The following is a 24,428-nucleotide window of genomic DNA, read 5'->3' as shown; positions in this document are numbered from 1 at the left end:
GATTGGCGTGGAAGGTCGCGAACCCCCGCAAGGATCACGTCAGCGGCGAATGACCGGTGCGGCCGCCAAGGGGGTCAGCGAGAAGCCCTCAATCCTGGCGGAGCCGCCCTTCGCGTAGGCGTACAGACCGACGCTCTCGTCGCGAGAGAAGATCTGATCGGTGATGACACACCGGCCGTCGCCGGCGAAGACCTCCACCGAGCCGGCGTCGAGGATCACCGTGAGTCCCAGCCCGCCGTCGTCGAGCGTCAGCGGCGCCGACTCCCTGGATGCGAAGAAGGGGCCCAGGTCCCCACCGCCGGCCCACCGGCGGTCCAGGAAGAGTTCCTCCGTCTCCACGTCGTAGCCGAGGACGGTCTCCTCCCCTTCGCCCGCCCTGAGGACCAGGCCCATTTCGGACGCGAGCTCACGGACCAGACGCACCTCGAGTCGAGCCGCCTGGCCGGACGGCAGCGCCGGCAGGGACCGGCATCCTTCCAGAACGGCCAGAGGCGGCACCTCCACCGCGATTCCCGCCGAGTCCGGCAGGGCGGCCGGCCGTTGCCGCAGGACAAGGCGCCCCTGCTCACGGTGGAGGCTGAGGTCCCGTGCCACGGACATCGAACCGCGCCAGGGATTGGTCGGGAGGTCTTTGGCATACTCCCAGTTGTTCATCCAGCCGATCATGATCCGCCGGCCCTCCGGGGCGTCATTGAACGACACCGCCGCATAATAGTCGCGGCCATGGTCCAGCCACTCCCACTCAGCCTGCCGGGCATTCTCCGCAGCGGCGGAGGTGAACCGGGTCCCGTCGAAGTCCCCGATGAAGTAGATGCCCTTCGAGCCCCCGTTCCCTTCCTCCTGGTTGAAGCTGACCACCAGCACCCAGCGGACCTCATCCGGGTCCCCGTCCAGCGCCAGGGGGAACAGATCGGGACACTCCCAGATCTGCCCCACCACTTCGGTGGAGGTGAACTCGCTCAGGTACGTCCAGTCCTTCAGGTCAAGCGAACGGTAAAGGACCACCTTGCGGTCCACCGCCTCCACGGCCACCATGACCCAGTACTCCCCTGCCGGTCCCTGATAGCGGAACACCTTCGGGTCGCGGAAGTCGGAGGAGCCGCGGTTCAGCACCGGATTCCCGTGATGCTTCGTCCAGCTCTCACCACCGTCCAGACTGTAAGCCAGGGACTGCGCCTGGGTCTTCGGGTACGGCGAAGAATCGCTGTAGTGGCTGGTGTACACGGCCACCAGAGGTGAACTGCCGTCCGGCCCGAACCCCGCTGAGTTGCCGGAATCCACCACCGCGCTTCCGGAGAAGATCTGTTCGTCCTCATCACACAGGATGGCCACCGGACGGTCCTCCCACCGGACCAGGTCCGGGGAGACCGCGTGCCCCCAGGACATGAATCCATGGTCGGTGCCGTACGGGTTGTACTGGAAGAAGAGATGGTAAAGCCCGCCGTGGTGAACCAGTCCGTTGGGATCGTTGATCCACCGGTCCGCGGCCGTGTAGTGGATCAGCGGCCGGAACGCCTCAGCGGCGAACGGCTCGGCCCCGGATTCCTGGGAGACGGTCATTGATCGCCTTTCGGTCGTGGTGGTGCTCATCGGAAGGACCCTGCGGTGATGCCCTCGACGAAATACCGCTGGGCCAGGAGGAAGATTGCCACGCTGGGGATCAGAGCGATCACGACGCCGGCAAGCACCACGGAGATGCTGCCGGTGCCGAAGTTGCCTTGCAGCGAGACCAGCCCTACTGGAAGGGTGAAATTGTTGGTGGACTGAAGGAAGATCAGCGGCCGGAAGAACTCGTTCCAGTACCCCGAGAAGTTCAGCACCGCCAGCGTCGCCATGGGCGGTAGCGCGATCGGCACGTAGAGCTTGGAGAAGATCTGGAAGTGTCCGGCGCCGTCGACCCTGCCTGCTTCAGCGAGCTCGGCAGGCATCTGCAGGAAGTACTGGCGCATGAGGAACGTGCCGAAGGCCCCACCGATCGCGGGAATCACCAGTGCTCCGAGGTTGTCCGACAACCCCATGTACCGGATCAGGATGAACACCGGGATGATCGTGGTCTGCGCAGGCACCATCATGGTGGCCAGCACGATGGCGAACAGGGCGTTCTTGCCCCGGAAGCGGATCAAGGCGAACGCGTAGCCACTCATGGTGGACGTGATCAGCTGGAGGATCACGATCAGCCCGGTGACCACCACACTGTTGATGAAGAAGGTCAGCATGGGGACCTGTTCGAACACCGCCGAATAGTTGGACCACACCGGATCAGTGGGGAGCCAGGACGGCGGGTTGGAGAACGACTCGTTCGGCAGTCGGAGCGAGGTGGAGACGGTCCACAGGATCGGAAGGACGAAGGCCGCGGCGATCACGACCAGCAGCACCAGACCGGCGCCGCGGTACACCCGGCGGAGCCCGCCGGGCGAGAGAGTGACCTTGCCCAGGGTCTTGCCGGATGAACGGGAAGGAGCGGACGTGCTCATGAGTAAAACACCCACTTCCGGGACACGGTGAACTGCATCCAGGTCAGGAGCAGCAGGAGCAGGAACAGGACCACGGAGATCGCGGAGCCATAGCCGAAGTCGATATTCTGGAAGGCCGTGCGATAGATGAGCATCACCGTGGTGGTGGTGGAATCGCCCGGGCCGCCCTTGGTCATGACGTACGGCTGGTCGAAGATCTGCATGGCGTCGATCATGCCGATCACCGCGGCGAAGAAGATCGTCGGGCTGATCAGTGGCAGCTTGATCGAGAAGAAGGTCCTGATGGGGCCCGAGCCGTCCAGTGAGACGGCCTCGAGGACATCCTGCGGGAGCGAACCGAGGGCGGCGACGAACAGGATGAAGACGAATCCGAGCTTCTGCCAGACCGCCACGATCACAATGGTGGCCGTGGCGCCTGCCGGGGAGTTCATCCAGTCCACCGGGGCGATCCCGATCAGCTGCAAGTAGTAGTTGACCACCCCGAAATTGGTGTCGAACAGGTAGCTGAACACGATCGAGATGGACGCGGCGGAGACGAGCAGCGGCAGGAAGAACGCGGTACGGAAGATGGACCGCGCCCAGGTAGACTTCCGCTGCTGGACCAGCAAGGCCATGGTGAGGCCGATCACGATCTGGAGGATCACGATCAGGACCGCCAGCAGGCCGGTGACGCCGAAGGAGTGGATAACCGCGGTATCCGATGCCAGCTTCTGGAAATTCTGGAATCCCACGAACTGCGGTGGCGTGATCACGTCCCAGGTGAAGAAGGACAACAGAAGCGTGAACACGATGGGCAGTGCCGTGAAAACCAGGATCGCCAGGCCGGACAACGCGAACATCATCCAGCCGAAACGGCTCTCCTGGCGCATGGCCGGTGTGTGGTGAGGGCGGGGGCGCGGCCCCCCGGCGCGGCGTGCGCCGGGGAGCCCCCCGCGTGCGGGGACGGTTGTCATCGCGCGTCAGCTCCCGGTGGAGGCCGCGGCGGTCTCCAGATCCTTCTGGAGACCGTCGAGCGCCTGCTTGACGTTGCCGGAGGACATGGCTTCCGTGGTCCGCTGGTTCAGCGCGGTGGCCATGGCGTTGTAGTACGGCGGCGCGGGGATCGGAGCCGAGTTCGGCAGCTTGTCCAGCGTGTCGTAGAAGACCTTCCAGTTCTTGGGACCGGTGGGCGCGTAGCGCTCCTCGGTGACCATGGAACGCCGGGCGGGCGTGGTGGAGTTGCCGGCGGTGAGGACCTCGATGGACTTCGGCTCCACCAGGGACTTCAGGAACTCCCAGGCCAGATCCTTGTTCTTGGAGGACTCGAAGATGCCATAGCCGCCGGTGCCGAACAGATGCCGCTGGACCTTCCACTTCGGGAAGAACTGCACATCGAAGGCGTCCGGCTTCATGCCGGCGTTGTGCAGACCGCCGGCCCAGAAGCCGCCGCCGATGCTCATGCCGATCTTGTCGTTGGAGAACAGGCCCTGCAGGGTGGAGCCGCCACCGACGTCGGGCTTGGCGGACAGGCCGCCCGCGATCAGCTCGTGGACGAAGTCCAGGGACTCGACGACGGCGTCAGAGTTGGCCGTGGGAGCGCCCCACTGCCAGCCGCCGCCGCGGCCCTCGGCGCCGGTGACACCCTTGTACATGTCGTTCCAGAGCCAGTCGCCACCGCTGTACTTGCCTTCGGTGAGGAGGTTGCCGCCATTGGCGTACATGAAGCTGGTCCAGCTGCCCCAGAGACGGACCACCCAGTCGAACGGCACTGCGTCCGGAGAGCCCTTCTTCATCGCGGTGGCCAGCGTCTTGAACTCGTCCATGGTCCAGTCCGGCTTGGGCAGTTCCAGGCCGGAGCTCTTGAGCACCTTGGTGTTGAAGTACATGTTGCCGGCATTGAAGTCGGTGGGCAGCTCATACAGATTGCCCTTGTACATCATGGCTTCGACCAGGCTCGGATGGACGTCCTTGAAGTACGAGGCCAGCTGATCCTTGTCCCGTTTGACGTACTCATCCAGCGGATGCGCCAGCTTCTTCTGGGCGAAGAGCTGGACGCCTTCCGTGGCGACCGAAACGATGTCCGGCGGGTTACCTCCGGCGATCTGGGTCAGGACCTTGGTGAAGAAATCGTTCCAGTCGGTTCCGTTGATCCCGGTGAACTTCACGGTCACCCCGGGATTGGCCTTGATGAACGGTTCAGCCACCTTCGCCGTCTCGTCCGCCTTCTGCTGCGTGCCGAAGAAGAGGACGTTGAGCGTCTTGGATCCGGAGCCGCCGGATCCCCCAGACGCGGGAGCGCAGGCTGCGAGGCCTGCCGCTCCAAGCAGGCTGGCGCCACCCAGCAAGAGATTCCGGCGACTGGTTGTCGTGGAGAGGAGAGAGGACATGTGCACCTCATTTGTCGTGATGGTGAGAATCACCGCGACCTAACACGAGTTAGGTCGCGGGCAGAAAGACCCCAACGTCACTAATGGGGGATCTGCTCGAATCTCGAGGGATGGTTGGTGTCGCGGACACGGGTGGGCACGCGGCGCGAATGGCTCGCCACGCGCCACTCCCCCTTCCCGGGCGCCTGGGATTCGCGCGCCGGGCCGGTCCCGAGGGACACTTGGGCCACAACCACCATAGATGTGAGATTCGTCACCCGTCAAGACCTAACACGTGTTTGGCATGGCTTGATGCAGAACGCCCCGGAGACTGGGGAAGGCGCGGACGGTCGGTCCGCACGTGTTTCACTCGGCCCGCGGGCACTGTTCCCCCGTGACCGCCGTGGATCGCTTCGGCCCGGGCGAAGCGATGTCCTGGAGCCGTCGGCGATAGGCTGGGACCGTGACGGCATCCCGCAGAACTAGCCACAGCGTCCGCAGCGGAAACACCGGCGACATCGAGCTGAACCCGTTGTTCAGCAGGCCCGGCGAGGCCAGCCAATTCCCGCGCTTCACCCTTCCGCACGGCTCAGCGCTGCCGGAGACGGCCTACCAGGTGGTGCATGACGAGGCGATGCTGGACGGCAACGCACGGCTCAACCTCGCCACCTTCGTCGGCACCTGGATGGAGCCACAGGCGGACCGCCTGTATTCCGAAACCGCCGACAAGAACATGATCGACAAGGACGAGTACCCGCAGACCGCGGAGATCGAGCACCGGTGCTGGCGGATCCTGGCCGATCTCTGGCACGCCCCGGACCCGGAGCACGCGGTGGGGACCTCCACGATCGGATCCTCCGAGGCCTGCATGCTTGCCGGGCTGGCGATGAAGCGCCGCTGGCAGCACGCGCGGCGTGCCGCCGGCAGGAGCACCGAGCGGCCCAATCTCATCATGAGCTCCGCCGTCCAGGTCTGCTGGGAGAAGTTCTGCAACTACTTCGAGGTGGAGGCCCGCTACGTCCCCATCAGCCCGGAGCACCCCGTCCTGGACGGACATGAGCTGGAGAAGTACGCCGATGAGAACACCATCGGCGTCGTCGCCATCATGGGCGTCACCTACACCGGCATGTACGAACCCGTTGAACTGATCGCGCGCGCCCTGGACGTCATCCAGGAGAACAGCGGGCTGAACATCCCGATCCATGTGGACGGTGCTTCCGGGGCCATGGTGGCCCCCTTCCTCCAGCCCGAACTGCCGTGGGACTTCCGGGTGGACCGGGTGATCTCCATCAACACCTCGGGGCACAAGTACGGCCTGGTCTATCCCGGCGTCGGCTGGGTGGTGTGGCGGGACGAAGCCGCACTGCCGGAGGATCTGGTGTTCCACGTCAGCTACCTGGGCGGCGACATGCCGACCTTCGCGCTGAATTTCTCCCGGCCCGGCGCGCAGGTGGTCCTGCAGTACTACCTGTTCCTGCGGCTCGGCTTCGAAGGCTTCCGGGCCGTCCACTCTGCATCCCGTGACGTGGCGAAGTACCTGGCCCACGAGATCGGGGCCATGGACGACTTCAAACTCTGGAATGACGGATCCGACATCCCCGTCTTCGCCTGGCGGCTGTCCGACGGGCATTCCGGGAGCTGGGATCTCCATGACCTCTCAGACCGTCTGAGGATGACCGGATGGCTGGTGCCGGCCTACCCGATGCCGGATGGGATGGCGGATCTCACGGTGCAGCGGATCGTGGTGCGGAACGGTTTCACCAAGGACCTCGCCGCCAGTTTCCTGGCGGATCTGAAGAAGGCCGTGGATCACCTGAACTCCCTGACCGCACCTCCTTCGGAAACCGGCCGCCCGGACGCATTCCACCACTGAGGTTCTCCCCGCCCTGCCGTGAGCTACTCTGCATGGCATGACGCTTGAACGCTGGCAGAAGGCCTCCGAATGGCCGCTCATCGGAGCCGCGCTGATCTTCCTGGTGGCGTACTCCATCCAGGTGATCGCGAATCTGTCCGACGCCGAGGGGTTCTGGGCGGACGCGGTGGTCTGGGCGTCCTGGGCGGTGTTCGCCGTGGACTACGCGGCCCGCCTCTGGCTGGCACCGCAGCGCGGGCGGTGGTTCGTCATGAACCTCCATGAACTGGCCATCCTGGCCTTGCCCGCGCTGCGGCCGCTACGCCTGCTCCGGCTCGTCCTGCTGCTCAAGCTCATCCACACCCGGGCTGGGAACGCCCTGCGCGGGAAGATCCTCAGCTACGTCTTCGGGGCGGCGGCGATCCTGGTCTACTGCGGCGCCCTGGCAGCGCTCGACGCCGAGCAGAACGACCCCCAGGCCAACATCAAGACCTTCGGCGACGCCCTCTGGTGGGCCCTGGCCACCATCACCACCGTGGGCTACGGCGACCACTACCCGGTCACCCTCGTCGGAAGGCTCGCTGCGGCCGGCCTCATGGTGGCCGGCATCGCGGTGCTCGGCGTCGTGACCGCGTCGATCGCCTCCTGGCTGGTGGAGACCGTCTCCACGGAGGCTGCGGAGAAGAGCGCCGAGGAGACCGCCGCCGCCCTGGAACCGCTGGAGGCGCTCGAAGAGCGGATCGAGGTGCTCACCCGGCAGGTCGAACTGCTCACGGCGGTCCTCGCCCGGACCACCGACGGCGCCCGCGCCGAACCTCAGGAGGACCGGACGTCCTGAGCTACGCGCCGGAGTCGGGGACCGCGTCGTAGCGGTCCCGGTTCCCGGCGATCTCCGCCTGGTGGGCGGAGGCCCATTCGGCGACGGCCATGATCGGGACGGCCAGACTCTTGCCCAGCGGTGTGGAACGGTAGACCACGCGGGGCGGGATCTCCGCGAAGATCTCCCGTTCCACCAGCCCGTCGCGTTCCAGCTGACGCAAGGTGTGGGCGAGCATCTTGGCGGAGATCCCGGACGTCATCTGTTTGAGCTCGGTGAACCGCAGGGGCCCCTCATGCAGCATGCCCACCAGCATCACGCTCCATTTGTCCCCGATCCGGGACAGGATCGAGCGGAACATCTCCGCCTCCTGCGGATCATGCCCGCACATCGAATGCATCCGCGGCTCATGGATGCTCGCCATCCGGCCCTCAATGGTCATCGGATCCTCCTCGCCCTTCCCAGGGGTCCGCCCGCACTGCGGCGGTGACCCCCGGTTACGTGAACGTAACCCGGTTACGTTGCTTTCCCTGACACCCTTCTGGGAATACTTACCGATGGTACCTCAGTTACCATCAGTAACTTCGAAAGGGTTTGACTCATGCTTGCACTCATCATCGTCACCTGGGTCCTGTCCGGGCTTCTGGCACTCGCCAATCTGATGGCCGGTGGGATGAAGATTCTCAAGCCGCACGGCGGCGACCGTCCCATGCCCACCCTGGCCGGCTACAGTGACGCCCAGGTCCGGTGGATCGGCATCGCCGAAGTGCTCGGCGCCCTCGGCCTGATCCTTCCCCCGCTGACCGGGATCGCCACCTTTCTGGCCCCGCTCGCCGCCCTCGGCCTTGCTCTCATCCAGTTCCTGGCGGTCTTCGCCCACCGCCGGCACGGCGAGAAGTTCGTGCCGAACATCGTCATGATGCTCATCGGGATCGCCATCGCGGTCCTCCGGCTGCTGGGGGCCTGACCGCCATGACCTCCACCCTCGACGCAGGCGCCTCCACGCGGCGCGGACGTGCGGCATCGCAAGGATCCGGCACCGGTGTGATCTGGCTGCTGCTCGGCGCCGCCTTCGTCACCATGCTCAACGAGACCGTCATGGGCGTGGCCATCCCCCACCTCGTGTCCGGCCTCGGCATCACGCTCTCCACCGCCCAGTGGACCACCACGGCCTTCATGCTGACCATGGCGGTGATCATCCCCACCACCGGCTGGCTCCTCCAGCGGTTCACCACCCGCCAGGTCTTCCTGTCAGCCATGACCGCGTTCACGGCAGGCACCCTGATCGGCGCCCTGGCCCCGGACTTCACCGTCCTGCTGGCAGCACGCGTGGTGCAGGCCGTCGGCACCGCCATGATGATGCCGCTGCTGATGACCACCATCATGACACTGGTCCCCGCGCACGAGCGGGGACGGTTCATGGGGCGGATCACCATCGTCATGGCGGTCGCCCCCGCCCTCGGCCCGGCACTGTCCGGCTTCATTCTGAACACGCTGTCCTGGCACTTCCTGTTCTGGACCATCCTGCCGATCGCCGTGATCATGTCCGTGGTGGGCGCACTGCGCCTGAAGAGTGTCGGCGAGCGCAGCTCCGCGCCGCTGGACATCCCCTCCCTGCCCCTCGCGGCCGGCGGTTTCGGAGGCCTTGTCTACGGCATCAGCACCCTGGGCGGCGGGCCGGACGCACCGGTCACAGCCGGGGCCACCGCCCTCGCTGCCGGCGTCGTCCTCCTGGCGCTGTTCGTGTGGCGGCAGCTGACGCTGCAGCGCACCGACCGGGCTCTGCTCGATCTGCGGACCTTCCGTTCACGGACGTTCTCCCTCGCCATCGCCCTCGTCACGGTGGCGATGGCCGCCATGTTCGGGGCGATCATCCTGCTCCCCATCTACCTGCAGAACGTGCTCCGGGTCGACTCGGCCACCACCGGTCTTCTCCTGCTCCCGGGCGGACTGGTCATGGGCCTGGTGGCGCCGCTGGTCGGACGCCTGTACGACAGGTATGGGCCCCGGCCGCTGGTGATGCCGGGCGCGATCATCGCTTCGGCGGTGCTGTGGGCCATGACGCTGGTCACGGATCACACGCCGCCCGTGGTCGCGGCTCTGGCATTGGCCGGCATCTCCCTGGGCGTGTCGTTCATGATGACCCCGCTCATGACCTCGGCGCTCGGCGCGCTCGGCCCCCGGCTGTATTCGCACGGCTCGGCGATCGTCGGCACCGTCCAGCAGGTGGCGGGCGCCATCGGCACCGCCCTGTTCATCACCGTCCTTGCCCTCGGCACCGCCCAAGCGTCCGGCTCCGGTGCGGAGCCGACGGCGGCCGCCGCCCACGGCGTTCAGCTCGCGTTCACGGTCGGCGCAGCACTCTCGCTGATCGCCGTCGTCGGCTCCTTCTTCGTCCGCAAGGCCGAAACGGCGCCGGCCGGTCAGCACTGACCCCGAACCTTCCAATCCCTTCACCATCTCAAGGAGTGTTTCCCATGTCCGATCTCCGCATCGCCATCATCGTCGGCAGCACCCGGCCGGGCCGCAAGGGCCGGACCGTGGCCGAATGGGTCCTCGCTCAGGCACAGGGCCGTGACGGCGCGACGTATGAACTTCTCGATCTGGCCGACTTCCCGCTCCCCCACTTGGATGAGGCACTGCCCGCGGCCATGGGCCGGTACGCCGGCGAGCACACCAAGGCGTGGGCGGCGAAGATCGCCTCCTTCGACGGCTTCATCTTCGTCACCCCGGAATACAACCACTCCACCTCGGGCGTGTTGAAGAACGCCCTGGACTACCTCTACAAGGAGTGGAACAACAAGGCCGCCGCGTTCGTCGGCTACGGGGCCGTAGGCGGGGCCCGCGCCGTCGAGCACTTGCGGGCCATCGCCTCGGAACTGCAGCTCGCCCACGTCCGCCAGTCGCTCGCATTCAACGGGTTCACCGACTTCGAGAACTTCACCACGTTCGCGCCGGCGCCGATCCACCGGCAGTTCGCGGCCACCCTGTTCGACCAGCTCGAAGCCTGGTCCCGCGCCATGCGCTCGGTGCGTGAGCCCGAGCTCGCCGGCGCAGCCCGCTGAGAACCGGCCTCCTGAGAAACGCCGGACGACGACGGCGGGCCGCCGCCGTCGTCCGTTCCCGGAGCGCTTTCTAGGCGTCCACCGTCTGGCCGGCAGCGGCGGCGGTGGCGTCCGGGTGGGTGGGCAGCAGGAGGCGGCCCGAGTCGGCGTCGTACTCGAAGAGCTCACCGTAGCGTCCCCAGTCCACCGCGGTGTCCAGCTGCTGCTGAGCCTCCTGGTCGCCGTACAGGGCACGGAGGTCGCTCAGGACGCCGTCGGCCCGGATCGCGCCGGAATCGCTGCGGCGCAGCTCCTTCACGATGTGCCGGACCAGGGGCGCCGCCTCCACGGCCAGCGTGGCGAACTGCTCCTTGGCGCGGAGCAGATCGGCGCCGGCGTAGCGGCGGCCCTGTTCCGTGATCCGCAGGGCACCGTCCTGGGTGCGCACCAGCTTCAGCAACTGGGCGGCGTCCACCACGGGGAGCAGATCGTCGATCTCGTAACGCAGCTCATCCGCGATCTCCGCCAGTCCCTCGCTGCCGCCGTGCGCGGCCAGGAGTTCGACGATGCCGCCGAGTGACCCGGTGCTCGCCGTGGGCAATGGGGTCTCCAGGCCCTGGGCCGCCGCCGCGGCATCGGGGCCGCCGCCGTTCACGGCCGCCCGCCGGGGTTCGGCCTGCTGCCCGGTGAGGATGCCGTAGACCTCATCCACCAGATCCTCGAATTCGGGGCTGCGGCGGTCGCGCGGCTTGGGCAGCTCCACCGTCAGTTCCGCTTTGATCCGGCCCGGGTTGGAGTCCAGGACCAGGATCCGGTCGGCCAGCTGGATGGCCTCCTCGATGTTGTGGGTGACGATCAGAGCGGTCTGCGTGGGCATGGTGCCCTCGCTCCACATGCGCACCAGCTCGCTGCGGAGGTTCTCGCTGGTCAGCACGTCCAGGGCGGAGAACGGCTCGTCCATGAGCAGGACGTCCGGTTCCACCACCAGCGCCCGGGCGAAGCCGACGCGCTGCCGCATGCCGCCGGAGAGCTCCTTCGGGTAGGCGGATTCGAAGCCGTCCAGGCCGATCACGTCGATGGCCTTCAGCGCCCGCTCCCGCCGTTCCGCGGGCTTGATTCCCTTGGCCTCGAGCCCGAGCTCCACGTTCTCCAGCACCGTGAGCCACGGCAGGAGCGCGAAGGACTGGAACACCAGGGCGGTGCCGGGGTTGGAGCCGTTCAACGGGGTTCCCTTGTAGCTGACGGTGCCGGTGCTGGGACCGATGAGTCCGGCGATGCAGCGCAGCAGGGTGCTCTTGCCGGATCCGGAGCGGCCGAGCAGGGCGACGATCTCGCCGTGGTTGATGGTCAGGCTGATGCCGTCCAGGACGGTCTTCTCGCCGCCGTCAGTGGCGAAGACCTTGGTGACGTCGTCCACGGCGATCAGGGTGGTGTTGTTCATGAGAGCCTCCTTGGGGGCTGGGAGGTGGTCAGAGGGAGAAGCGGGTTTCGGCGACGCGGTAGAGGCGGCGCCAGAAGAGCCTGTTGAGCCCGACGACGAACACGGACATCACGATCACGCCCACCAGGACGCGGGCCATGTCCCCGCCGCTGGTTGCCTGGGCGATGTATGAGCCGAGGCCGGGCGCGATCAGCGTGTTGTGGTTGTAGCTCACGATCTCCGAGACGATGGACGCGTTCCACGCGCCACCGGCGGCCGTGATCCCACCGGTCACATAGGCCGGGAAGATCCCTGGGAGGATCAGCTTGCGCCAGCGCTGCCAGGGCGTGAGCCGGAAGCTCTCCATGGCCTGGCGCAGATCCGTGGGGATGGCGCTGGCGCCGGCGATCACGTTGAACAGGATGTACCACTGGGAGCCGAGCGCCATCAGCAGGATGCCTCCGATGTCCAGGGGGATGCCCACCGCGACGAAGAAGGCGATGACGAACGGGAAGAGGAAGTTCGCCGGGAAGCTCGCCAGGAGCTGGACCACCGGCTGGGCGAGCTTGCTGACCTTGGGGTTCATGCCGACCCACACGCCCACGGGAACCCAGATCAGAGTGGCCAGGATGATGATGACCAGAACACGGATGAAGGTGATGAGGCCGAGCCCGAACGCCTCGCCGAAGGAGCCGAAGCCGATTGTGGAGCCGATGAACTCGCTGGCCCAGTACGCCCCGTAGAGAATGCCGGCGATCACGACGAGCGCCATCACGACATCGCCGGCGCGGCGGCGCAGCCTCGGCACGAAGAGTGGGTGCTCGGCGACGCCGAAGGGCCGGGTGGCGCGGTCCAGCCCGCGGCCGACCGGGGCGAAGGCCCTGCCGAGGCCACGTGGGATGGACGAGTGGGCCAGGAGGTCCAGCACCAGGCTCCGGGGCCGGTCCACGGCGGCGGTGTCCTCCTGGCGGAAGCGCTCGGCCCAGGCGACCAGGGGCCTCCAGAAGAGGAAGTTGGTGCCGAGGACCATGACGATCATGGCCAGGATGGCCCACCCCACCCGGTCCAGCTGACCCTGTTCGACGGCGGCGGCCACGTAGGCGCCCACCCCGGGCAGGGCATACGTCTTGTCACCCACGGAGATGGCCTCCGAGGCGGCCAGGAAGAACCATCCGCCGCCGAAGCTCATCATGCCGTTCCAGACCAGCGGGATCATGCCGGATGGCACGTCCAGCTTCCAGAAGCGCTGCCATTTGCTCAGCCGCATGAGCCGGGCGGCCTCATCCAGATCGCGCGACTGGCTGACCAGGGAGGCGTGGAAGGAGAAGGCCATGTTCCAGGCCTGGGAGGTGAAGATGGCGAACACGGAGGCGGCCTCGAGCCCCAGCGTGGAGCCCGGGAAGAGCGCGATGAAGCCGGTGACGGTCACGGACAGGAAGCCGAGGATGGGGACCGACTGGAGGATGTCCAGGGCGGGCAGGACGATCTTCTCCACGCGCGGCAGCCGGGCGGCCGCCGTCGCCACCATGAAGGTGAACACGGTGGAGGCGATCAGTGCCACGAACATGCGCAGCAGCGAACGCAGCGCGTAGTAGGGCAGGTGGGCGGGGTCGGTGGAGATGGACGACGGCGCGGTGGCCAGGTCCAGCGGCGAGGCGGCGCCGAGCGTGGCCCGGATGGTGAGGTAGAAGACCACGATGATGGCGACACCCACCAGCAGGTCGGTCCAGCGGAGGGCCGGTCGGCGGAGTGCTCCGGCGCCGGACAGTGGACGCAGAACAGGCATGGGAACTCCCAGGGGAAGGCGCGGGCCGTCCTCGCCGTGACGGGTGGGTCACGGCGCAGGGAACTGCCCGGGGATGAATGCTCCCGGCCGGGACACGCGCGATCGGTGGTGCACGGGCGCGGCGGGGAGGAAGCCGTGAAGGCTCAGAAGGGATGCACGGAGGGACTACTATCACCGCTGGACACGGATCATCACCTCCTGCATCGGCACGCGCGCCGTGGAGGGGTTCCGGAAGAGACCGGATGCCCTTCTCTCGTAAGACCTTTGGCACTCCATGTCGTGACCCTCCTGGGAGGGAGCCAATCGGGGCAGCCCCTTAAGCCGGGGCGGCCTGTCCTGACCCGTGGCGTCTCTCGACGTTTAGGGTCGTTGGCCTGTGTACATGAAGGAGCCTCAGCTAACGAACGGCACCTGACTCATTGAGAATACACCCGGTTCACGCACTGGATGACACCGTGATGTGAGCCTCCGCACCGTTCCGGCCGATGCCGTCTACGATTTCCTCCGGAGGGGTGGTGGGGATCACCCCCGGTTTCAAGGAGACGCGATGAGCGATCAGCAGCAGTACGGAACGGCGCCCTGGCAGCGGCAGACGGCCACCTGGCCCCCACAGGCACCCGGGCTGAGTCCGGCCGACGCCGAACGGTCACGCAGGCACCGGACGATGATCGGCGTCGTGCTGCTGGTGTTCGCAGCCTTCGCGCTCTTCGCCGCGGGGCTCCAGGCTCTGCTGCTCAACAAAGGGACCCTGGATGAGGACACCTCACTGGAGGTGCTGATCACTGCGGTCGGGTACGTGGTGGAAGCACTGCTGTACACCGGATTCGGGATCTGGAATCTGGCAGCCCGCAAGGGGACGGCCAGGGGCCCGCTGATCGGCGCGATCGTGATCGCCGGGCTCGCCCTGATCATGATCGGCATCAACGCGATTCAGGCCGCGGGCCTTCACGGCAGCGTGTCCATCGCCGGCCTCGGATTCAACGTCCTGGTGATCAGCCGTGCCGTCATCGCGCTTCGCCTGAAGCCGATGCCGGCGCAGCAGCTTCACTGACTGTTTCCGCCGGCCGCCCGCCGCTTCTTCAGGCGGACGACGAACTCGTGGGACTCTCCCAGAACGTCCGCGAGCTCCACGACGGCCGCCTGCACTGCGGCGTCGTGCCCTGTCCAGCGCCCCGTGCGCGAGGCGAGGTACTCGCCCCAGGAACGGATCCGGAACTCCTCGCGGTAGTGCCCGTCCTCCTCCCCCGACCGGACCAGGCTCCATCCGGTGGCCCCGGTGCGGCGGCGGCTGTCCCGGAGCTGGATCATCGACCGCAGGAACTCGGCGCCGCCCTCCGGGGACACCCGGTAGCGGATGGAGATCTGCACGGGGCCGTCCGTGGGATCCGGATCGAAGAGCAGCTGAGGCTCGGGGGCACAGAAGGGCTGGATCGAGCGGTCCAGAGTCCCGGTGGCCGGGTGAAGTGGCAGGACCACGACGCTGAGACCCACCAGGGCCAGGAGGACCGCGGCGATGGTGAGCGCGGCGACGACGCCGGGGCCCGCGCTCACGGCGCCCCAGAGGAAGGCTCCCACACCTTGGCCACCCATGAGGATCAGGAGATAGGCGGCGATCGCACGGGCCCGTACCCAGGGAGCCGCGCTGAGCTGCATCGCAGCGTTGAGCGTGGTCAACGTGCCGGTCCAGGCGACGCCGGACGCCAGCAGCACCGGAAGGACCACCGCGAACGGCCACCACGCCACCGCCGCCGTACCCAGGCCGAAGACGACGGCCGACGCGCCCAGCACCGCCGAGGAAGAGTACCGCCGCGCCAGCGCGGGCATCACCAGCGCCCCGATGATGGACCCCACTCCCAGCATGGCCAGCAGCACGCCGTAGCCCGCGGCGTCGAGCCCCATCCGGCCCTCCGCCGCAGACGGCAGCAGCGCCCACAGGGCGCCGGCAGGGAGGGCGAACAGGAAGGAGCGCAGGAGGAGTCTGCGGACCACCGGCCCGGCCGCGAGATACCGGATGCCGGCGCTCAGAGCGTCCCCGAAGGGCTCGCGCCAGGCGGCCTCGGCCGTGCGGCCCCGCTTCCAGCGGAGCAGGGGCAGCACCACGCCCAGGAATGAGACGGCGTTCAGGGCGAAGACGAGCGTGGGGCCGGTGGCCGCGACCAGCAGGCCGGCGATCGCGGGGCCGACGGCGCGGGCCGCGTTCACGGTGATACTGCCGAGCGAGGCGGCGGCCTGGATCTCCTCGCGGGGGACCAGATCGGGCTGGATGGCCTGCCAGGCCGGCATGGCGAGGGCGGCGGAGCCACCGAGCAGGAAGGTCATGACCAGGAGCGACGGCGCCGTCAGGGCTCCGGTCCAGGACAAGACGGTGAGCACGAGCGCCAGGACGGCGGACGTGCCGTTCATGGCGAGCAGCCAGACGCGGCGGTCCAGGCGGTCGGCGAGGACGCCGGCGATCAGCGAAAGGAACAGGACGGGCAGGAGGCTGGCGGCCTGCACCCAGGCGACGACGGCGGAGCCGGCGCCCGCCTGGACCAGGAACCACTGTGCCGCGACGGTCTGCATCCAGCCGCCGAGGTTCGAGCCGGTCTGGGCGAGCCACAGAGCGCGGAAGACGGGGCGCCGGAGGGGCGCCCAGGAGGAGCCTGCCGTCTCAGTGGCCACTGAGACGGAGGTCCGGGGTGGGAAGGGATCCGGTCACAGAGCATATTTTCGTCGCCTGTCCGGCGGGACGCCAGCCCCTGGGAGACGCCGGCGGCGGGGCACCATGGTGGTGCCCCGCCGTCGCGGTGTTGCCGTGTTCTAGTGGGTGCTTGCGATGGCGATGGTTTCGCCGTCGGTGTCGGTGTAGCGGGTGCCGCGTTCGGCGATGAGGTAGTAGACCAGGGCCGCGACGCCGGCGCCGAAGAACCAGGCGAACGGGGCGACTTCTTCCAGGGCGGGGACGAAGGCGATGGTCAGGGCCACGGCGGCGGCGATGAGCAGGGCCGTGACGGCCTTGGGGTTGAAGCCCTTGCGGTAGAAGTACGGGGCGGTGGGGTCCTGGGTGTAGAGCTTGGTCACCTCGACCCGGCCGCGGCGCACCAGCCAGTAATCGGCCATGATGACCCCGAACAGGGGGCCGAGGAGGGCGCCCAGGCCGCCGAGGAAGTACACGATCACGATCGGGTTGTTGTACAGGTTCCAGGGCAGGATGATCAGCCCGATGGTCCCGGAGACCCAGGCGGCCCGGCGGAAGTCCAGGTGCTTGGGGAACAGGTTCGTCAGGGCGTAGACCGGGGCGACGAAGTTCGCCATCAGGTTCACCGCGACGGTCAGGACCAGCAGGGCCAGGCAGGCGGCCACGAGCAGGACGGTGTTGGGGATCAGCTGCACCACATCCGAGGGCGAGGAGATCAGCTTGCCGTTGATCTTGAACTGGCCCCCGGCCAGGACCACGGTGATGGCGCCGAAGAGGAGCATGTTGATCGGGATGCCCCAGAAATTGCCCTTCACGATCGACTTACGGGTGGTGGCGTTCCGGGTGAAGTCACAGAAGTTCAGCACGAACGTGCCGTAGATGGACACCCACAGGGCCCCGCCGGCGAAAACGTTGCGCCACATCTCCCCGGTGCTCATCGGCTTGATGCCCTGAACCTGGATGCTGCCCCCGGCCTGGACGAACACCCAGATCGCCAGGGCCGCCATGGTCACCAGGATCACGGGACCGGCGAAGGCCTCGTACTTGCGGATCATCTCCATCCCGTAGCTGACGATGATCAGCTGGATGATCCACAACGCACCGAACGCGATCCAGCCCAGGGAGGACAGGCCCAGGATGGAGTTCTGGTCCATCGGGGCCAGGCCCGGGATGAGCTTGATCAGCATGATCCGCAGAATCACACTGGCCAGGTAGGTCTGGATGCCGAACCAGGCCACCGCGACCGCGCCACGGATCAGACTGGAGATCTGAGCCCCCCGGATACCGAAACTGATCCGGCTCATCACCGGGAACGGCAGACCCGTCTTCTGCCCCATGAACCCGGAGAAGTTCAGCAACAAGAACAACAGCACGGCACCGACCCCCAGGGCCAACAGGATCTGCCACGCCCCCATCCCCAGGGCGAACAGGCCCACCGCGAACGCGTAATTACCCAGCGAATGCACATCATTGGCCCACAAAGTGAAAATGCTGTACGCGGACCAGGTACGCCCGGCCCTACGCGTCGGGGCCAGATCCTTGTTGTACAGATGCTCACTGAGTTCAACACCGGCGGCCCGGGACAGACCGGGAAGATCGCCGGCGAATTCGGCCTCATGAAGGTGAATATGACCGCCGGCCGCAGGTGCCGGACTCTGGGCGGTACTGCGCTCCGCCGGGGTGGGGTTCGTCTGCAAGGGTGCTCCATTTCGATGCTGACGGTTCCACACCCGTCGGTCAGCATCCCCCCATTGGGACGCCTTCCATAATGTGGAACTCTTTTATTGAAGTGTGGAATAATCGTATGGCGAAGATCACAGGCGGTCAATGCGATTCGGGTGCTCACTGTCATATTTGCCGCGATACGGGGATGCCGCACTCCCTGTGCCGCGGCATCGTCGCAGTTCAATGAAGCGGGATTCGGAGACACGAAAAGGCCCCCATCGTCGGCCATGGGGGCCTGATCCGGAAGCGGTGAGGACTGTACGGTGGTGCCCGCGATGCAGACGTCGCACGGGACTTCGCGCACCACGGAGCCTGCCACGCTGCCGGGCATCCGGGCCGGGCCCTTCATGCGGCGAGAGCCACGGCCAGGAGGCCCGAAGCCACCGCTCGGATCCGTGTCCGCGGAATCCAGGGCACGATCGCCAGTGGCACGGCGATGACGAGAGCGGCACTGATGTGTTCCGCCGGAGGTCCACCGATATCCAGGCTGGTCCCGCCCGCTGGTCCCCTGCAGTTCCCGAACCCGCAGATGCTGATGCATTTTGAAAGCCGAACCGACCCGATGAGGGACAAGAGCCGACGTTGCGATCCCTGTGAGTACGAGAGCCGCCCCGGGATAAGGACAGGCAGGAAAGAAGTAGGTGCTCGGATTCTGGGACAACCCCGAATACTTCGCGAATACCGGTCGAAACCGTGGAATTAATTTCACGGCAAGGTTCCCCGGCCGCAACTATCCACATTCCAAAGAATAGAGAAAACGGCCAGGCCAGGGGCACGATTCTCAACGACAGCGAGCAAGAACCCGCAGGCGCCGTGACCGCCATGCGTTCGGTTCCGGTCAATCAGAACCGGGCAGGGTTACATATGAGTCAAGTGATAGTCGGCTTCACTCCGGATCATCTTGACCGGCGTTCTCCCCGCTCCTAGCATTTTAGTGTTGCGGGTTGGGCGGCCACGGGGAGTTCGGTCGCCCATAGGGCGTACTCCTCCCACCCAACCACTCTCCTTTGGCACCAGATCTGCGGTCTTCCACAGTGGAGGAAGGCCGCATTCGCGTAGGAGCGAATCACAATGGCCAAGTTGGAAACATCCGCACTCACCGTTGCTCTCAAACAGACGAATGCAAAATGGATTGCACGCGACACCCCTCAGTCCCAGTTCAGTGACGAAGACAAGTCGGCTCTGTTGGGCGTCATCTTCACACCTTCTGACATCGCGCTCAGGGAATCAGGAATTAAGCACGACTTCAGCGCACCGCTGCCGGCCGGAGTCGCCACGGAACTGGATTGGAGAAACAACAACGGAAATCACGTCACCGCAGTCACGGACCAGAAATACTGCGGGTCCTGCGTCTCATTCGGGTGCACGGCAGTCGTGGAATCCATGGCCTCGATCGAGCTTGGCCAACTGCTCGACCTTTCAGAGGCGGACTCGCATTTCAATTCAAGCCATGGGCCGTCATGTGCCGGCTGGGACACGGATTCCTGCATGGCCCAGCTGCAGGCCCGGGGAGAAGTCAGCGAAGGCGCACTGGGGTACATGAGCGCATTCGACAATCCTCCTGTGATCGACCCGGCGACGTCGTTGTGGAAGGCCTACGTACGGCCGACTCCCAATCGCGCGAGCACCCAGGTCTCAATCACCAGCCATGGGCTCATCACCGACCTGGCGGCCCGCAAGCAGTATCTGAACGATCACGGGCCGATGGCGGCCTGCTTCGATGTCTACGATGATTTCTACCACTACTCAAGTGGCGTCTACACCTACCAGAGCGGGACCCTGCGGGGCGGGCACTGCGTCGAAGTGATCGGGTACTCCGACTCGGAGCAGTGCTGGATCGCCAAGAACTCCTGGGGCACCGGCTGGGGTATGGCCGGATTCTTCAAGATCGGGTACGGCCAGTGCAACTTCGACACCTACGCGTGGGCCACGGCGCAGGGCATCATCGTCCCGGCGGCTCCGTCATGGCACGGCTGGGAGGGGCTTGGCGGCACGATCACTTCGAAGCCGTCAGCAGTCTCCTGGGGGGCGAACCGGATCGACGTGGTGGCGCGCGGAACGGATTCCGCCATGTGGCACCGATGGTGGGACGGCTCTGCGTGGAACGGCTGGGAGTCGCTGGGCGGAAGCTGCCAGAGCGGCCCTGCGATCTGTTCGTGGGGATCCGGCCGCTTGGACACCTTCGTGGTCGGCACCGACCATCAGCTGTACCACAAGTGGTTCAACGGGACGTGGAGTGGCTGGGAGGCCCTGGGCGGAATGCTGTCGTCTGATCCGGCCGCGGTCTCCTGGGGTCCGAACCGCATCGACGTCTTCGCCCGCGGGATGGACTCGGCCATGTGGCACCTCTGGTGGGACGGCACCCACTGGGGCGGTTGGGAAAGCCTCGGAGGAGTCCTTGACTCGGCTCCGGCGGCGGCTTCGTGGTCGGCGAACCGGCTGGACACCTTCGTCAAAGGCACCGACAGTCAGCTGTACCACCAGTGGTGGGCGGGCGCCGGATGGAGCGGCTGGGAGAACCTCGGTGGCTATGTCGGCGGCGACCCGGCGGCAGTATCCTGGGGACCGAACCGGATCGACATCTTCTACCCCGGTTCCACCTTCGCCATGATGCACAAGTGGTGGGACAACGCGTGGAGCGGGGAGGAGAACCTGGGAGGCACGCTTTCCTCCGGCGTCGGCGTCAGTTCATGGGCTTCCGGGCGCCTGGACTGCTTCGTCGAAGGGACCGACTCGTCGATGTATCACAAGTGGTGGGCGTGACAGGAACGGAATCGTCTGAAGAGGGGATGAGCCGGCGCACGTGATCACTGTCGAGAGTGGTGAGCTCTTCGCCGTCGAATTGCCGGCGAACCCGTCCACTGGCTACCAATGGTCAGTGGTGCAGGTTCCCGACGCCGTCGAACTGGTCGAAGAGCATGTGGCACCCCCCGCTGCCGGAACCACTGCGGCCGGGCTTCCGGCCGCAGTAGGGTCCAGCAGCAGTCAGAAGTTCACGTTCATGGCCAAGCACACGGGAGAGACTGAAATCCGGTTCGAGCTCAAAAGAGCCTGGGAATCAGAGCCTATCGACAGCCGGACCTTCACCGTCGTCGTCGCCTGATCCGGTACGTATCCCCCGTTCAACGCCGAAGGGCCGGTCTTCCGACCGGCCCTTCATCTTGTGGAGCTTCTGAGAACTTGTTCGAACCTAGGCGCTGGGCCATGAGGCTTGTATCCTGCAGGCAACTACTCGGTGGCAGGCCGTCACAGGATTGGCAGGGAAATCATGAAACGCAAAGTCGTGAAGTTGTTCGCCGCAGGCGCGGCACTCGCTCTTGCCGGCTCCTTCGGCGCCGTGAGCGCTACTGGCGCCGAAGCTGCGACCGGAACCTGCTCCGGCACCTTGGTCGGTCACAATCCGCTGTCCTTGAACGGCACGACCTATGCGTATCTGGACGTCTATTACAACTCCACCACCGGGTACAACTGTGCGCGCACAGTGCACTACGGCTCAACGTGGGGCAAGCCGCTCTTCACCTCCGTCACCCTGAACTACGTGGGCCGCCAAGGCATCGCCTCCGACTCAGGAACATACGCTTACTACGCCGGGCCGGTCTCCCTCTATGGCAGAGGTATCTGTGTCGAAGCTTCCGCCAATATCTCGCCCTGGCCCTCCTCCGCCTACGAAGTCGGGGCAGAAAACCGGTACTGCTGACCCCGCTGAATGCTGCGTGGTCCGGACCTGGCACCGTCGAATTACTACGGATGCCCAAGCCGGAGTTGAGACGCAGGCGCAGGCGCAGGAGATATCGTTATGGACGTTCCCTGAGGAACCGCGTTGCAGTCCCGGGGTCCGGAGGTCAAAGGACCGCTTGTACGCGCTCGGTGTCGCTCTCACCGTGCGACGGAGATGCTCGCACAAGGTGACCGATGTGCCGACCCTGTAGAGCTGCGTGATCCGCTCAATCGACAGATGAGTCATCTCAAGTAGTTCCCTGACCCTGCCAACGCATGCCGCGTCGAGCCACTTAATTAGCGCCCCCGCACCGTCCGTATGTGACATATGGGCCCCGCCGAAGCAATCTGTGAGCGGATCTGTTGGCCACCGCGGGCAGTTTCACATGCTATCAGCGGGCACATCTACCGGCCGTCGATGGGCAGAACGTAGGGTCGTTGACACTCCGTCTAATTGACGATTGCCAGGAGGAATGCGATAGCAAGAAAAACTGTACCAAGGCCCGCCACGACCAGGGCTCCGATCACTATCGTCCTCAGCGAATTCCTATATGAGCGAAATCCAGACTCAATCGGTTGGCCGTAATAGTCGGTCGATCCGACCTTGGCGAGCCACTTCCGACATGAGTATAGGAGCCAGGACATCAGCAGCACGCAAAGTCCGAACAGTGCAGGCGCGAGGGGTATCATCTGGTCTCCGCTCTCAGCAAGAACTGGAACACGATTGATTTTGTGCCGTACCGCACGACCTTATCCGGGCTGGACCGCCAAGGACACCCACGAAGTGCTGTTATTAGGGGAGAATTTTGTGCACGCTTCCGCGGGGCCACATTGGTCCCATTTCCGTCGATGGAACAGGGGTCCTGGAGTTCACAGATGCGGAGCGGTCAGCGCCATGCAGTCCTTCTCCGATGTGCCCGGGTCCGCCGCCGACGCACGATACGAGAAATCGGTTCGACCACCTGTCGGCATGATCAGGCATGCGCCCAATGAACGATCGCCGATGTGGAGATAGCAGGCATAGCCTTCATCGTCGGGAGTCAGCCAGGCGTTGCGAAACTGCAGCCGAGACCCAGGCGAGATTTCGAACGGGGCAGGGGCCTTGTCTTGCGAGCACCTCGAAACCAGGACGGGGGAAGCTGTATCGTTGACGAGCTCAAATGGTGGAATCTTACGGGGCCTCAAGAGAGTCCCGGCAACGACGACACCGACGGCTGCCAGCAAGACCAAGGCAACGCTGGCGACGAGGATCGTTGCAAGAACTCTGCGCTTCCCCCAGCTGACGATCGCCATTGAGTCTCACCTGACAAGATCATGCGTTTGAGTGTTCGTCGGACGGACCGGCCGGACCGGGTCCTTGATCAACCTCCGGAGTAAGCAGAGGCTCTGCTTGCCCTCCGACCGATTCTACCGCCACCGATCACTCGGCCCGATCGATAACTCCAGCAGCGGCGAATTTCACTTCCTCATCGCCCGAGGCGCAGAGGCCGCGACAACCGGCTGCGGATATCGTGACGTCTCGAATATCCCGGACGGCCACCAGGCATGCCAGATCGACCACCGGTCGACCGGGCACTTGTGCCCATCGCCTCGCGTCGGCTATGGAATACGCCACCCGTCGACAGGGGGCGCGACGGGCTTAGCACCGGCCTTCACGAGGATGTCGAACACGACGTACATGTTGGCTTCAGGTCTAATCGCGACCAGAGCCATACCCGGGCCGTGCTTCGCCCGGATCAGAATATGTGGTTCCGGCCGGAGACTATCCAGGCGTTGAACGATCCAGATTTCACAGTCCTTCGTAAAGAAGATCCGTTCTGATCCCAATACCCTCCCCATCATCGGTTGGCCAACCCGAAGGGTGGTCTCCCTCACTTCCAAGTACGTCCACCCATTCAAAGAAGTCCAGTAGGGGAACGTGACCCAGAAGGCCGCATGAACGCGCCTGACGTATACATCGTCTTCATTCTTGTAGACCGCCCGCGCGGGGCGATTCCGGACATTGCTGCGGACCACAGTGAAGGCACTGATGACAAACGCGATGGCGAGTACTCCAGCAAACACCAGGAGGCTCAGGGGCGGGTCCTCCACGATCTGTTCAGCCTGCATTGCGTTGACCGAACCGGAGAACACTGTTCTCACTCACCCCCTCAGCAAGCAGCCCTCCCGCAGGCCGCTACCTCAGCAAGGCTATGCCCGGACCCGAACCACGACAAGGACCACAATGAACTGGCTCAGGACGTTGGTACGCTGCCTAGGATCAATTTCTGCCGCATCGTCATCCTCGAATTTCAGTTCGTCTTCGCCGGTCGCATCGCAAGGACAAAACTCGGAAATGAGTCCCAGCGAAGCGCCAAGAGCACGCCTTTCGACGTGCCATTCATCTGCGAATCTACTGAAAATCTACTCGAAGTCTGGACCTGAACGGCGGATATAATATGGGGTCTCAAGGAGCACGGGATTCCCAGACAGAGCCAGCACATCACGCTGCCCCAAATTGCGGGTCTCAGGAGAAGCGAAATTCCATGCGTGCGCGTGAGCCTCCGGTCTTCTCACAATGTCATGCCTAAA

Annotated in this window: 20 protein-coding genes and 1 riboswitch; of the genes, 10 read left to right on the top strand and 10 right to left on the bottom strand. The window is 65.5% G+C overall.

Annotation, left to right across the window (positions count from 1 at the left end; all coding sequences use genetic code 11):
- Window positions 1-39 precede the first annotated feature (39 nt).
- The 4 genes from Q9R02_RS01055 to Q9R02_RS01040 all read right to left on the bottom strand — a co-directional run bounded on the left by Q9R02_RS01055 (window position 40) and on the right by Q9R02_RS01040 (window position 4,840).
- Window positions 40-1,590, bottom strand: coding sequence for a glycoside hydrolase family 32 protein (locus tag Q9R02_RS01055; RefSeq protein WP_305994783.1), 1,551 nt, complete (start codon window positions 1,588-1,590; stop codon window positions 40-42).
- Window positions 1,587-2,474, bottom strand: coding sequence for a carbohydrate ABC transporter permease (locus tag Q9R02_RS01050; RefSeq protein ID WP_305994782.1), 888 nt, complete (start codon window positions 2,472-2,474; stop codon window positions 1,587-1,589). Before Q9R02_RS01050 ends, Q9R02_RS01055 begins: the two co-directional genes overlap by 4 nt.
- Window positions 2,471-3,343, bottom strand: a complete 873-nt coding sequence (locus tag Q9R02_RS01045) for a carbohydrate ABC transporter permease (RefSeq protein WP_305994781.1) — start codon at window positions 3,341-3,343, stop codon at window positions 2,471-2,473. The genes Q9R02_RS01050 and Q9R02_RS01045 overlap by 4 nt, the downstream gene beginning before the upstream one ends.
- Before the next feature lie 90 nt (window positions 3,344-3,433).
- Window positions 3,434-4,840 (bottom strand): ABC transporter substrate-binding protein, encoded by a 1,407-nt coding sequence (locus tag Q9R02_RS01040; RefSeq protein ID WP_305994780.1) that lies wholly within the window; start codon window positions 4,838-4,840, stop codon window positions 3,434-3,436.
- Window positions 4,841-5,282: 442 nt separating this feature from the next.
- Here Q9R02_RS01040 and gad point away from each other — a divergent pair, with 442 nt between their 5' ends.
- On the top strand, window positions 5,283-6,692 hold the full coding sequence (gene gad / locus Q9R02_RS01035) for a glutamate decarboxylase (protein WP_305994779.1): 1,410 nt from the start codon (window positions 5,283-5,285) through the stop codon (window positions 6,690-6,692).
- A 37-nt stretch (window positions 6,693-6,729) separates the two neighbouring features.
- A complete protein-coding gene (locus Q9R02_RS01030) occupies window positions 6,730-7,509 on the top strand; it encodes a potassium channel family protein (RefSeq protein ID WP_305994778.1) in 780 nt (259 codons plus the stop codon).
- 1 nt (window position 7,510) lies between these two features.
- Here the strand turns inward: Q9R02_RS01030 and Q9R02_RS01025 are convergent, their stop codons facing one another.
- Window positions 7,511-7,930, bottom strand: a complete 420-nt coding sequence (locus Q9R02_RS01025; protein WP_305994777.1) for a winged helix-turn-helix transcriptional regulator — start codon at window positions 7,928-7,930, stop codon at window positions 7,511-7,513.
- A gap of 159 nt (window positions 7,931-8,089) precedes the next feature.
- Between Q9R02_RS01025 and Q9R02_RS01020 the strand changes: the two genes are divergently transcribed.
- The 3 genes from Q9R02_RS01020 to Q9R02_RS01010 are packed head-to-tail and all read left to right on the top strand — an operon-like array spanning window position 8,090 to window position 10,553.
- On the top strand, window positions 8,090-8,455 hold the full coding sequence (locus Q9R02_RS01020) for a DoxX family protein (RefSeq protein ID WP_305994776.1): 366 nt from the start codon (window positions 8,090-8,092) through the stop codon (window positions 8,453-8,455).
- A 5-nt stretch (window positions 8,456-8,460) separates the two neighbouring features.
- On the top strand, window positions 8,461-9,921 hold the full coding sequence (locus tag Q9R02_RS01015; protein ID WP_305994775.1) for an MDR family MFS transporter: 1,461 nt from the start codon (window positions 8,461-8,463) through the stop codon (window positions 9,919-9,921).
- 44 nt (window positions 9,922-9,965) lie between these two features.
- Window positions 9,966-10,553, top strand: a complete 588-nt coding sequence (locus tag Q9R02_RS01010) for an NADPH-dependent FMN reductase (RefSeq protein ID WP_305994774.1) — start codon at window positions 9,966-9,968, stop codon at window positions 10,551-10,553.
- A gap of 70 nt (window positions 10,554-10,623) precedes the next feature.
- Here Q9R02_RS01010 and Q9R02_RS01005 read toward each other — a convergent pair whose 3' ends face one another.
- On the bottom strand, window positions 10,624-11,973 hold the full coding sequence (locus Q9R02_RS01005) for an ABC transporter ATP-binding protein (protein WP_305994773.1): 1,350 nt from the start codon (window positions 11,971-11,973) through the stop codon (window positions 10,624-10,626).
- Between the two features lie 28 nt (window positions 11,974-12,001).
- Complete coding sequence (locus Q9R02_RS01000) at window positions 12,002-13,738, bottom strand: ABC transporter permease (RefSeq protein ID WP_305994772.1); 1,737 nt, start codon at window positions 13,736-13,738, stop codon at window positions 12,002-12,004.
- Between the two features lie 241 nt (window positions 13,739-13,979).
- Window positions 13,980-14,150, bottom strand: a riboswitch (M-box (ykoK) riboswitch).
- 135 nt (window positions 14,151-14,285) lie between these two features.
- Here Q9R02_RS01000 and Q9R02_RS00995 point away from each other — a divergent pair.
- The gene (locus Q9R02_RS00995; protein ID WP_305994771.1) at window positions 14,286-14,789 is read left to right on the top strand and encodes a hypothetical protein; all 504 of its coding nucleotides are present in this window, start codon (window positions 14,286-14,288) and stop codon (window positions 14,787-14,789) included.
- Here the strand turns inward: Q9R02_RS00995 and Q9R02_RS00990 are convergent.
- Together Q9R02_RS00990 and Q9R02_RS00985 are read right to left on the bottom strand one after the other, a co-directional pair.
- Window positions 14,783-16,399, bottom strand: a complete 1,617-nt coding sequence (locus tag Q9R02_RS00990; protein WP_305994770.1) for an MFS transporter — start codon at window positions 16,397-16,399, stop codon at window positions 14,783-14,785. The two genes, Q9R02_RS00995 and Q9R02_RS00990, sit on opposite strands and share 7 nt — an antisense overlap.
- Window positions 16,400-16,537: 138 nt before the next feature.
- Window positions 16,538-18,001: an NCS1 family nucleobase:cation symporter-1 gene (locus Q9R02_RS00985; RefSeq protein WP_305995306.1), complete on the bottom strand. Its 1,464-nt coding sequence runs from the start codon at window positions 17,999-18,001 to the stop codon at window positions 16,538-16,540.
- Window positions 18,002-19,211: 1,210 nt separating this feature from the next.
- Between Q9R02_RS00985 and Q9R02_RS00980 the strand changes: the two genes are divergently transcribed.
- The 3 genes from Q9R02_RS00980 (at window position 19,212) to Q9R02_RS00970 (ending at window position 21,837) form a co-directional block, all read left to right on the top strand.
- Window positions 19,212-20,903: a DUF8189 domain-containing protein gene (locus Q9R02_RS00980; RefSeq protein ID WP_305994769.1), complete on the top strand. Its 1,692-nt coding sequence runs from the start codon at window positions 19,212-19,214 to the stop codon at window positions 20,901-20,903.
- Between the two features lie 40 nt (window positions 20,904-20,943).
- The gene (locus Q9R02_RS00975; protein WP_305994768.1) at window positions 20,944-21,243 is read left to right on the top strand and encodes a protease inhibitor I42 family protein; all 300 of its coding nucleotides are present in this window, start codon (window positions 20,944-20,946) and stop codon (window positions 21,241-21,243) included.
- Window positions 21,244-21,408: 165 nt separating this feature from the next.
- Window positions 21,409-21,837: a hypothetical protein gene (locus tag Q9R02_RS00970; protein WP_305994767.1), complete on the top strand. Its 429-nt coding sequence runs from the start codon at window positions 21,409-21,411 to the stop codon at window positions 21,835-21,837.
- 890 nt (window positions 21,838-22,727) lie between these two features.
- Here the strand turns inward: Q9R02_RS00970 and Q9R02_RS00965 are convergent.
- Window positions 22,728-23,150, bottom strand: coding sequence for a hypothetical protein (locus tag Q9R02_RS00965; RefSeq protein ID WP_305994766.1), 423 nt, complete (start codon window positions 23,148-23,150; stop codon window positions 22,728-22,730).
- 642 nt (window positions 23,151-23,792) lie between these two features.
- Here Q9R02_RS00965 and Q9R02_RS00960 point away from each other — a divergent pair.
- Window positions 23,793-24,281: a hypothetical protein gene (locus tag Q9R02_RS00960; RefSeq protein ID WP_305994765.1), complete on the top strand. Its 489-nt coding sequence runs from the start codon at window positions 23,793-23,795 to the stop codon at window positions 24,279-24,281.
- The last annotated feature ends 147 nt before the right edge of the window (window positions 24,282-24,428 follow it).

Source organism: Arthrobacter horti (assembly GCF_030731045.1).
Taxonomy (GTDB): domain Bacteria; phylum Actinomycetota; class Actinomycetes; order Actinomycetales; family Micrococcaceae; genus Arthrobacter_E; species Arthrobacter_E nanjingensis.
This window is presented reverse-complemented; position numbering and strand designations above follow the sequence as displayed.

Coding starts and splice junctions, on each gene's coding strand:
- Q9R02_RS01055 (WP_305994783.1), bottom strand. CDS start 1,590: ATGAGCACCACCACGACCGAAAGGCGATCAATGACCGTCTCCCAGGAA.
- Q9R02_RS01050 (WP_305994782.1), bottom strand. CDS start 2,474: ATGAGCACGTCCGCTCCTTCCCGTTCATCCGGCAAGACCCTGGGCAAG.
- Q9R02_RS01045 (WP_305994781.1), bottom strand. CDS start 3,343: ATGCGCCAGGAGAGCCGTTTCGGCTGGATGATGTTCGCGTTGTCCGGC.
- Q9R02_RS01040 (WP_305994780.1), bottom strand. CDS start 4,840: ATGTCCTCTCTCCTCTCCACGACAACCAGTCGCCGGAATCTCTTGCTG.
- Q9R02_RS01030 (WP_305994778.1), top strand. CDS start 6,730: ATGACGCTTGAACGCTGGCAGAAGGCCTCCGAATGGCCGCTCATCGGA.
- Q9R02_RS01025 (WP_305994777.1), bottom strand. CDS start 7,930: ATGACCATTGAGGGCCGGATGGCGAGCATCCATGAGCCGCGGATGCAT.
- Q9R02_RS01020 (WP_305994776.1), top strand. CDS start 8,090: ATGCTTGCACTCATCATCGTCACCTGGGTCCTGTCCGGGCTTCTGGCA.
- Q9R02_RS01015 (WP_305994775.1), top strand. CDS start 8,461: ATGACCTCCACCCTCGACGCAGGCGCCTCCACGCGGCGCGGACGTGCG.
- Q9R02_RS01010 (WP_305994774.1), top strand. CDS start 9,966: ATGTCCGATCTCCGCATCGCCATCATCGTCGGCAGCACCCGGCCGGGC.
- Q9R02_RS01005 (WP_305994773.1), bottom strand. CDS start 11,973: ATGAACAACACCACCCTGATCGCCGTGGACGACGTCACCAAGGTCTTC.
- Q9R02_RS01000 (WP_305994772.1), bottom strand. CDS start 13,738: ATGCCTGTTCTGCGTCCACTGTCCGGCGCCGGAGCACTCCGCCGACCG.
- Q9R02_RS00995 (WP_305994771.1), top strand. CDS start 14,286: ATGAGCGATCAGCAGCAGTACGGAACGGCGCCCTGGCAGCGGCAGACG.
- Q9R02_RS00980 (WP_305994769.1), top strand. CDS start 19,212: ATGGCCAAGTTGGAAACATCCGCACTCACCGTTGCTCTCAAACAGACG.
- Q9R02_RS00970 (WP_305994767.1), top strand. CDS start 21,409: ATGAAACGCAAAGTCGTGAAGTTGTTCGCCGCAGGCGCGGCACTCGCT.
- Q9R02_RS00965 (WP_305994766.1), bottom strand. CDS start 23,150: ATGGCGATCGTCAGCTGGGGGAAGCGCAGAGTTCTTGCAACGATCCTC.
- Q9R02_RS00960 (WP_305994765.1), top strand. CDS start 23,793: ATGAACGCGCCTGACGTATACATCGTCTTCATTCTTGTAGACCGCCCG.